The organism is Pedobacter sp. 10L46_2, assembly GCF_056395165.1.
This window is the reverse complement of the sequence record NZ_JBFTIZ010000148.1, coordinates 1-9,603: the sequence shown is the minus strand read 5'-3', so window position 1 is coordinate 9,603 and position 9,603 is coordinate 1. Positions and strand designations below refer to the sequence as shown.

At 36.3% G+C, this 9,603-nt stretch carries 10 protein-coding genes; 4 read left to right on the top strand and 6 right to left on the bottom strand.

Going from position 1 to position 9,603, the window contains the following annotated elements:
- From AC1DDX_RS16200 to tilS, 3 genes are all read right to left on the bottom strand, one after another.
- A partial coding sequence (locus AC1DDX_RS16200) for a glycosyltransferase (RefSeq protein WP_477622269.1) occupies nucleotides 1–308 on the bottom strand: 308 nt, incomplete at its 3' end.
- A 97-nt stretch (nucleotides 309–405) separates the two neighbouring features.
- Nucleotides 406–888 (bottom strand): hypothetical protein, encoded by a 483-nt coding sequence (locus AC1DDX_RS16195; protein WP_477622268.1) that lies wholly within the window; start codon nucleotides 886–888, stop codon nucleotides 406–408.
- Nucleotides 889–973: 85 nt separating this feature from the next.
- Nucleotides 974–2,299 (bottom strand): tRNA lysidine(34) synthetase TilS, encoded by a 1,326-nt coding sequence (gene tilS / locus AC1DDX_RS16190; RefSeq protein WP_337717237.1) that lies wholly within the window; start codon nucleotides 2,297–2,299, stop codon nucleotides 974–976.
- Nucleotides 2,300–2,349: 50 nt separating this feature from the next.
- Between tilS and AC1DDX_RS16185 the strand changes: the two genes are divergently transcribed.
- The gene (locus AC1DDX_RS16185) at nucleotides 2,350–4,677 is read left to right on the top strand and encodes an OstA-like protein (protein WP_288881987.1); all 2,328 of its coding nucleotides are present in this window, start codon (nucleotides 2,350–2,352) and stop codon (nucleotides 4,675–4,677) included.
- Here AC1DDX_RS16185 and rdgB read toward each other — a convergent pair.
- Both rdgB and AC1DDX_RS16175 read right to left on the bottom strand, forming a co-directional pair.
- A complete protein-coding gene (gene rdgB, locus AC1DDX_RS16180) occupies nucleotides 4,649–5,230 on the bottom strand; it encodes an RdgB/HAM1 family non-canonical purine NTP pyrophosphatase (protein WP_216854428.1) in 582 nt (193 codons plus the stop codon). The two genes, AC1DDX_RS16185 and rdgB, sit on opposite strands and share 29 nt — an antisense overlap.
- Nucleotides 5,230–5,802 carry a DNA polymerase III subunit psi gene (locus tag AC1DDX_RS16175; RefSeq protein WP_172661579.1) on the bottom strand — a complete coding sequence of 191 codons (573 nt, stop codon included), beginning with the start codon at nucleotides 5,800–5,802 and terminating at the stop codon, nucleotides 5,230–5,232. Before AC1DDX_RS16175 ends, rdgB begins: the two co-directional genes overlap by 1 nt.
- Nucleotides 5,803–5,913: 111 nt before the next feature.
- On the opposite strand from AC1DDX_RS16175, the gene AC1DDX_RS16170 reads away from it, so the two are divergent.
- The 3 genes from AC1DDX_RS16170 to AC1DDX_RS16160 all read left to right on the top strand — a co-directional run bounded on the left by AC1DDX_RS16170 (nucleotide 5,914) and on the right by AC1DDX_RS16160 (nucleotide 8,900).
- A complete protein-coding gene (locus AC1DDX_RS16170) occupies nucleotides 5,914–6,504 on the top strand; it encodes a hypothetical protein (protein ID WP_172661580.1) in 591 nt (196 codons plus the stop codon).
- Nucleotides 6,505–6,567: 63 nt separating this feature from the next.
- Entirely contained in the window at nucleotides 6,568–7,932 is a 1,365-nt protein-coding gene (locus tag AC1DDX_RS16165; RefSeq protein WP_172661581.1) for a peptidylprolyl isomerase, read from the top strand.
- Between the two features lie 5 nt (nucleotides 7,933–7,937).
- Entirely contained in the window at nucleotides 7,938–8,900 is a 963-nt protein-coding gene (locus tag AC1DDX_RS16160) for an AAA family ATPase (RefSeq protein ID WP_172661582.1), read from the top strand.
- A gap of 1 nt (nucleotide 8,901) precedes the next feature.
- Here the strand turns inward: AC1DDX_RS16160 and AC1DDX_RS16155 are convergent.
- Nucleotides 8,902–9,603, bottom strand: a 702-nt coding sequence (locus AC1DDX_RS16155) for a glycerophosphodiester phosphodiesterase family protein (protein ID WP_477622267.1), incomplete at its 5' end; no start/stop codon positions are given.

Here is a 9,603-nt window from a genome sequence, read left to right as displayed (position 1 = left end):
GCCATAAACGCAGCGGATGCATGTGGAATTGCATAATGAACATGCAAAATATCCAGTTTTTCGAAACGCACTACATCCACCAGTTTACTGGCCAATGCTGATTCGTAAGGTGCATAATCAAATAATGGATAATCTCTAACTGATACTTCGTGATAGAATAAGTTTTCAGAGAAAAAGTCTAGCCTGGCTGGCTGACTATATGTGATGAAATGTACCTGATGACCTTCGTCGGCAAGCGCCTTGCCTAATTCAGTGGCAACTACACCACTACCTCCAAAAGTCGGGTAACAAACGATACCTATTTTCATGAATATTTTTTTACGATGCAAAGTACACTACTTAAATTGAGCTTTGTGTTAAACAATTGCAATTATTTAAGTTTTTGATCGGCTCAAAAGATTTGATTTAAGATTTCATCTCGGCTTGTATCAYGAGATACATTTCATTAGGTCTTTGCGTACCAATGTAATATTCAAATCCATCAGTATCTGTAAGCACAACAGCGTCTTTCCCGGATGAATAAAAACGAATACTTCCCTTCCGGTGAAGGTTATAAACAGGGTTATTGAATAAGTAATTACTATAAGTATCTTTTCTTACTTTAACTATTGAATTCAGATCTATTTCTACTCTTTTAGCAGACCACAAGCCGTCTATTATGATTTTTTTATGCTCAATAATGGTTTTGTATTGAATTAGAAAAAGCAACGCTATTGAAACTCCAATGATACCAAATCCAACTACAAGAAATAAATCCTGGGTATTATCTCTATCTCGTTCATATACATAGGCAGCGAAGCAAAATGCAGCCATAACTAACCTGATACAGATCCTGATATAGTCACGTCCTATGTACTGTTTTTCAAAAAAAGCGTAGCGATTGCTCATTTATGTAAATTTCAATAAAGTTACTTTTTTTTTATTTCCGTAGTACCCCTATCTCAGTTAAGATTGTTTAAAAAATGTAATATGATTATTTCAGATCGAATATAGCCACTTTTTTTGTGGCCGATGTCACCTTGTATCTATCATCTTGCCGCATACCACCCAGCCAAATAATTTCGCCGTTTCCGTTTATCAGAATAGGGACACCAGCCTTCTCTGCAAGCGGGATTTTCTCATCAATAAAAAAATCGCTTAAGTTTTTAAAGAACTTCATACCTAGCGGCATAAACTTATCGCCAGATTGCCAGGTTCGCACCACTAAAGGAAACATGAGCTTATCAGCATCTACAAATGCCCTTTTGGTACTCTTTTCAAAATATGGTTCATCTATGAAAGACATTAATATCTTATGCTGCGACAGATTTACGCTTTGATCGTTAACATGAATAAATGCCAATTGCAGATTTTCTTCAACAATAGGATTTAATATCAAATCATCCCTATCGATGGTAATTCTATGAGAACTGCTATAGAAAGAGGTCCCACTTTGCTTGTTTAGCGCCTGCAGCAGTTCTATCACTACAAGTTCCGAGAAACCAAAGGGCCTAAGCAGTTCAAAAATTAACAACCGCTGCGGCTTCAATGCTTTGACCTTGGCAATTGACAAGTGCAAGCTATTTTGTTTTTCGACAAGCAAGTCCTCCCTTAGTTCGGAAACTGCTTTTTGCAACACAAGCTCCGTTTCAGAAAACCGCTGAATATTTTGTTCAAATGTTTGCTCCAGATTAGGATTAATCTCTTTAAGATGAGGGATAACCTTTAGGCGAATTTTATTGCGGGCATAGTCTACAGATAAATTTGAACTATCTTCTACAAAATCAATATTATGCTCTGCTATTAATTCATTAATTTGCTCACGCGAAAGAAATAGCAGGGGCCTGATGAGCTTATCTCTTTTAGGGAAAATGCCATGCAACCCGGCTATCCCTGTTCCCCTCGTTAAATTTAACAATACGGTTTCCATGGCATCATCCTGGTGTTGTGCAAGAGCGATGAAATTATAGTTATTAGATTCCCGTATCTCTTCGAACCAATTGTACCGCAAATCTCTGGCGGCCATTTGGGTAGATATTTTATGCGCTGCAGCGTAATTTTTAGTTTTGAAGTGGGTTACATAAAATGGCACTTCCAGGGAGTTGGCGAGCATTCGTACAAAGCTTTCGTCTCTTTGAGACTCATCTGCCCTTAAATTAAAATTACAGTGTGCTATACCAAAATCAAAACCAGCGAGTTTAAAGAGATGGGCCATTAAAACAGAATCCTTCCCGCCACTAACGGCAAGCAGTATCTTGTCGCTAGCAATGAAGAGTGAATTATGGCTTATAAAATCTTTAAAGTTTTGAATGGGTAACATCTTTCAAAAATATTTAATTAAAATGGTAAGCAAAAAACTAACTTTGTAAAGTGCAGAAAATACGCTTTTTCATTATCTTTTTCATGTTTCCTTTCTCTTTGCTAGCGCAACAGAGAACCAAGATTATTTTGAAGGATGCCAGAATAGGAAATACAGATGGAAAGAAAAACATTTCTTATCTGAAGTATCCAGTATTTATTCATGAAAATGCTACGTTAACTTGTGACAGTGCTGTTTTTTATCAAAACGACAATGTTTTTGAGGCATTTAAAAACGTCCATATTAATCAGGGAGATACCATAAATATCTACTCTGATCATTTAACATACAATGGAAATACTAAAATTGCCCACTTAACCAGTAATGTGCGTATGATCGACAAGGAGTCTGTTCTTACCACTAATGTGCTTGACTACAATATGGCCACCAAAGTTGGAACATATGTAGAAGGAGGCAAAATTGTTAATAAAGATGTGACCTTAACGAGTAAAAACGGCTACTACTTTTCTAATAGCCGAGATTCTTACTTTCGTTATAATGTTGTAGTGGTAACACCACAAAGCACAATTAAATCAGACACATTAAGGTACAATACCCTTACCAACTGGACCTATTTTTATGGCCCTACAAATATAAAAGGTAAAGAAGATAACCTATATACCGAAAATGGCGCATACAACACCAAAACTGAATATGCTTATTTTGGCAAGAAGAACTTATACACCAATGGGACTAAATCTTTAAAAGGAGATAGTTTATACTATGATGGTATAGCAGGATATGGTAAGGCTGTTAGGAATATCATCTTTAAAGATACTGCCGACAAAACGGTTCTTTATGGTCAATTGGGTTATTACTACAAAATAGACGAGCGTACTGTTGTAACCAAAAATGCGTATGTAGGTATGGGGACAAAAGACTCCATAACAGTAAACAACAAGTTACAGCCAGATAGCTTATGGTTGGGTTCGGATACATTAGAAACTCAAATGGTACTTCAAAAAACTTTGAAGTTAATTGAATCACCGGTACTCAAACAAAACAATGAATTGGGTGATCCTGAGAAACCACAGAAGAAAGGTGAATCACAAGCACCCGGGATGACGGCCGAGGAAATTGGAATAGCAAAGAAATCGGAGAAAAAAGAAGCAAAAGAAAAAGCGAAAACTGCTAAAAGAGATAACAAAAATACAAAACCTGTTGATTCTACGGCAATTAAAGCAGCTAAAGATAGCCTGCTAGCAAAGGTTTCCTTACCCAAGGATAGCCTTTCTAAGGATAGTATTGCTCAAAAGAAACCCGATACTTCATTAATTAAGGATTCTTTAAATGCGGCAAAAGACCCAGTTAAACCTATAAAGGCAGCGATTTCAGGTAAAAAACCTGATAGTCTAAGTAAAAAAGCCGATAGCCTGGCAAAATCAGGAAATGTAGCGAAGAAGATTAACGGGGCCATTAAAACCACGGATAGTTTAGTAAAGAAAAATATTAAGGATTCAATACCACCTAACCCTTTGGATACGGTAAAAACACGTTCCATTAAAGCTTATCATAATGTAAGGGTTTACAAATCCAATATGCAGGCTAAAGCAGATTCTCTATTTTATACAAGTGCCGATTCCACTTTAAGGTGGTACGGAGACCCTATTTTATGGTCGCAGAACTCTCAACAAACCGGAGACACTATTTACCTTCGCTTAAAAAACAATAAGCTTAATACGTTACAGGTAATTGATAATGCATTTCAGGTGAATGTAAATGCGGATTCCGCAAGGTTTAATCAGATAAAAGGAAAACTCATTACTGCTTTCTTTAAAGATGGAGAATTAAGCACCATGTTTGTGGATGGAAATGCAGAAAGTGTTTATTATAACAGGGGAAAAGACAGTGTATACACCGACATGAACCAAACTGTAAGCAGTAGAATAAAGATCTTGTTTAAAGACAAAGAAATAAGTCATATTCTTACTGTTAAAGAACCCGAGGGAATCAGGGTGCCTATTACTGAACTAAAAGAAGATGTTTTGTTAACAGGATTTACATGGAAACCTGAACTTAGACCGCTTTCTAAAAAGGAAGTAATAAGTGGGAAACCTAAAACAAAACCTGCTGCATCTAAAAGCCCGGCAGCAGGGGCAAAAAAACCTGGAAGCCCGACAGGCAAAGCACCCAATAAAGCTGAAGTAGCCAAAAAAGGATTAATTAAAACTGCTTCAAAAGAACTTGTTAAGGCTGCCTCCAAAATTGATTCAGCCGCAATAGATTCAGCAAAAGCTATTATTGCTCCAATTAAGAATATCTTACCCTTAAAGCCCGATACCAGTAAGAAACCTGATACTGCTAAAAAAATTACACCTGCTCCTTTAAAAAAGCAATAAGCTTTTTCATCGCAATTGCCCTGTGACTGATCTCATTCTTTTCCGTCATGCTCATTTGCGCAAAGGTCCTATCGTAGCCAATAGGCATAAATATTGGATCATAACCAAATCCTTCATCTCCTATTGGAGTTTGTGTAATGTTGCCATAAACAACCCCTTCAAAAAGATAGTTCTTATTATTTTGGTTTAAAGAAATAACGGTTTTAAAATGGGCCTTTCTATTCGTTTTACCTTCCATCTTTTTTAGTACAAGATTAAGGTTTTCAAGATCATCTCTAACTCCTGAGTACCTGGCCGAATAGATTCCAGGTTCATTGTCTAATGCCTCAATCTCCAATCCGCTATCATCAGCAAAACAATTCAACTTAAAATTATCAGTTACATAACTGCTTTTAAGCTCTGCATTCTCTGCAAATGAGTTCCCTGTTTCAGGGATATCAACATCACAGCCAATATCTTTAAGATTTAAAACTTTATATTGATTTACAAGGAGTTTACCAATTTCTTCTGTCTTATGCTTATTGTTGGTAGCAAACACCAATTCAGGTAGCATCATAGTCCCAGTTGTTTCAAACTACCCCATAATACTTTCTTTCCATTTGCATCTTCATCCAGTTTTTGGAGCGCCGAAGAAAAGATAAGCTTTACTTCTCCTTCAGTTACTACTGTGTTTTCAGGATGCTGCTTTAATCCAAGTTGCTGAGATGAAACACCAAATGCAAATACAATGACACTCGAAAAACGAGCCTTCAATTGCTCATAGCTTGCTTCTTTATACTTGGCGTAATTAAGCAACGCGAAATCACTAGCGGTTAGATTTATTGATTTTACGATCTTTCTTAACAATTCCCTACCCCTTTCATCACTAACGTCATTATGCTCATCGTATACCAAAATCAGTATATTACGGTTATTATTACCTAAAAATTTAAACTCAGGTTGTACTTTAACTAAGGGAATTATTGGTTCATTAACAATTAAAGGCTGAGCAGGTGAAGATGCTTCATCTTTTACATAAACTTGCACTTCTTCATTTAACGTCCCCTCAGGCTCTTTAACCAGGTAAATATCATCCGTAAAAAATAAACGCAGACCTTCTCCGTCAGTTGTAAGTTGGCTCACCATTAATGATAATTTTATTGAAAATCTTTTTTCTGTTAAAATTAGTTAAATATCTCATTATAGTACCTTTATTTATTACTTTTATGCCTTAAAATTATATACCATAAGTCTTTTGTGAGAAAAGTTTACTGTTCCATTATCATCAGTCTTTTTATTACCGGTGCATTTGCTCAAAATGTGGCTGTAGTTAATGGAAAACCAATAAGCAATAAAGAGTTTATGTGGGTATATAAGAAAAATCATTCCGGCAACGGAAATGCGACGGCTGAAGATTTACATGCTTATCTAACCTTATATGTAAACTTCAAACTTAAGGTTACTGAAGCCAGAGAGTTGGGTCTGGATACGGACACAGGCTATCTTGCCGAGGTAAAAAACTATGAACACGCATTGCGTACACAGAAAAGAATATCGAAAACAAAACCAGAATATCTTTTCATAATGAATGAATATAAAGAAGCGGTTTTAATGTTTAATATCTCTGAAATAAAGGTATGGAACCAGGCGCAGAATGATGAAAATCAGCTCCGCATTTTTTATGATAAAAACAAAAGCGTTTATTTGCAAAGTTCTTTTGATGAGGTTAGAGGGCAGGTAGTCACAGATTATCAGCAGGAACTGGAGAATGAATGGATAAAAGCACTAAGAAAAAAATATCCTGTAAAGATTAATCAGGACGAGATAAGAAAATTGGCTAAGCCATGAGCTTCACGCCAATAGCACAGATAATATTAGATTTGCAAAAGAATATAATTGAACAACCATAGAATGAGGAAATTTTTAGTAACAGCAAGCGGATTGATTTGTTTGTTTTTCAACGTACAGGCTCAAAAGAAAAATATAGATAAAGTTGTTGCTGTATTAGGTAATAACATCATTTTACTATCAGATTTAAATCAACAATATGCACAATACTTAAATTCAGGAAATCCTGATGATGATAAAGTAAAGTGCTATATATTGCAACAAATGCTTGCTCAGAAACTACTTAAACAACAAGCAGAAATTGACTCTGTTGTAGTTGAAGAAGCCCAGGTTGATGAGGAAGTTGAAAAACGTATGCGTTATCAGATCCAGCGCGCAGGTGGACAAGAAAGATTGGAACAGTTTTTAAATCGCTCTGTTCTTCAGTATAAAGATGAGATCAGACCTGACATTAAAGAGCAGTTGATCTCTAATAAAATGCAGCAAAAAATAACTCAGGATGTAAACATTACACCGATTGAGGTTAAACGTTATTTTGATTCTTATAAAAAAGATAGTCTTCCTGATATTCCTACTGAATTTGAAGTTGGAGAAATTGTACTTCATCCAAAACTTACAAAAGCAGAAAAGCAAAAATTCTATGATAAAATTGATGCATTAAGGTTAAGAGTGAAAAGTGGTGAGGATTTTGCATTCCTTGCTAAATCTTATTCTGAAGATACAGGTTCAGCTGCTGAGGGTGGTGACCTTGGATTCTTCGATCGTACCAGAATGGTGAAAGAATTTACAGCTTGGGCATTTAAATTAAAACCAGGTGAAATGTCGCCGGTATTTGAATCAGAACACGGCTTCCATATTCTTCAGGTTATTGAACGCCGCGGAGAACAGGTTCAGGCACGCCATATTCTTATACGTCCGGAAACTACACCGGCCAGCTTAGAAAGAACTAAATTACAAGCCGATACCATTTACAAAAATATCGTAGAGAAAAAACTTCCATTCTCTACCGCTGCTTCATTATATTCTGATAACAAGGAATCTCAATATAACGGTGGTATGATATTATATGCAGATAACGTTACTGCCAGAACTACATTTATCCCAGCGGATAAACTAGATCCAAAAGTATTTGTTGTTGTTGATACAATGAAAGTAGGCGAAGTTTCTCAGCCTGTTTCTTTCACAGATCCAGATGGCAAACAAGGATATAAGATTCTTTATTTAAAATCTAAAATCCCGCCACATAAAGGAAACCTGGAACAGGATTATTCTAAATTCAAAGAGAAAGCACAACAGGATAAAATCGATAGAATGTTAAGTGAATGGTTCGAAAAAAGAAGAGAAAACACTTACATCAGAATTGACGAAGATTATGATGATTGTGATGAATTGAAAATTTGGACTAAAAATTCAACTGCTAAAAAATAACGCGTATGCAGTTTGAAAATGATATAAAGGCAGTAGATGCGTTGCATCAAGCTTATAACAACATTAGAACCGAAATAGGGAAAGTTGTTATAGGTCAGGAAGAAGTGGTAAAATCTGTTTTGATTTCCATCTTCAGTAATGGTCATTGCTTACTGGTTGGCGTTCCAGGGCTTGCCAAAACGTTGCTTGTTCAAACTGTTGCAGACGTAATGGATCTTAACTTTAACAGGATTCAATTTACCCCAGATCTAATGCCCAGCGATATTATCGGTGCGGAAATATTAGGTGAAGACAGAAATTTTAAATTCATAACCGGACCTATATTTTCAAATATAGTTCTTGCAGACGAAATCAATAGAACGCCACCAAAAACTCAGGCAGCTCTTCTTGAGGCAATGCAAGAGAAGGCTGTCACAGCAGCGGGACAAAGGCATGTATTACCAAATCCATTCTTTGTGCTGGCGACTCAGAACCCTATTGAGCAAGAAGGCACATACCCTTTGCCTGAGGCTCAACTAGATCGATTCATGTTCAATGTTCTACTCAGCTATCCTACATTCGCTGATGAGCTTACAATAGTAAAGAACACGACCAGCAACAACGACGTTAAGCTTAAAAAGATAATAGACGCCAAACAGATTCAGTATTTCCAAAAATTAGTAAGAAATATTCCTGTTGCAGACAATGTAATCGAATATGCCGTAAAGCTGGCAAGTAAGACCCGTCCTCATACAGCCTTGGCTACTGAAGATATTAATAAATATATAAGCTGGGGCGCAGGCCCAAGGGCATCCCAATTCCTTGTTATCGGAGCAAAATGTCACGCCGCGATATCGGGGAAGTATTCACCGGATATTGAGGATGTTCAGGCTGTTGCTGAAGCTATTTTACGCCACCGTATTGTGCGTAACTATAGAGCTGAGGCTGAAGGATTATCAATTGAACAGATCATTAAAAACCTGTTTTAGGTTAATTTTCTTCCAGTACCTTTTTATAAATATTAGGGTAATCAGTAACAACCCCATCTACGCCCAACCCGATTAGGTACTTCATATCTTTGATTGAATTTACTGTCCATGGTATAATCTTAACACCCGCCTCATGGCAGCGTTCTACCAATCCCTTACCTACTAATACTGAATAAGGGCTATAAACAGTTGGCTTAAAGCCAAGGTCAGCTATATTCACCTCAAAATCAATCTTTTCATCAATTAGCAAAGCTGTTTTTATTTTGGGGTAATTTTCGTGCAGATATTGTAGCGTTCTCACATCAAACGATTGTATGGTTACTCGTTTAGTTAGTTTCTTTTTAATCACGATCTCCATAATCAAGTCAACAAATTCTGCCGGTTCCGGATGGAACTCATTATCTCCTTTAGGAATAGTTTTAGTTTCTATGCTAAAATTAGGTTTTGGCAATTTTTTCTTTTTTGCATAACTCTCTACAGAATCTATGGTCTCTTCCAAAAGTGGTTTATAAGCTTGCATTTTTTCCTGATATGGGAATCTGCTATGTACCTTACTTCCAACATCAAATTTTTTGATATCAGCATAATCCATTTTATACATGTTATAACTCTTTTGGTTTTTGAGGGTTATAGGTTTTCCATCAGGACTAGTACTAATTTCAAAATTAAAATAGGGCTCTTGAGACAGTACTACCTTTTTATC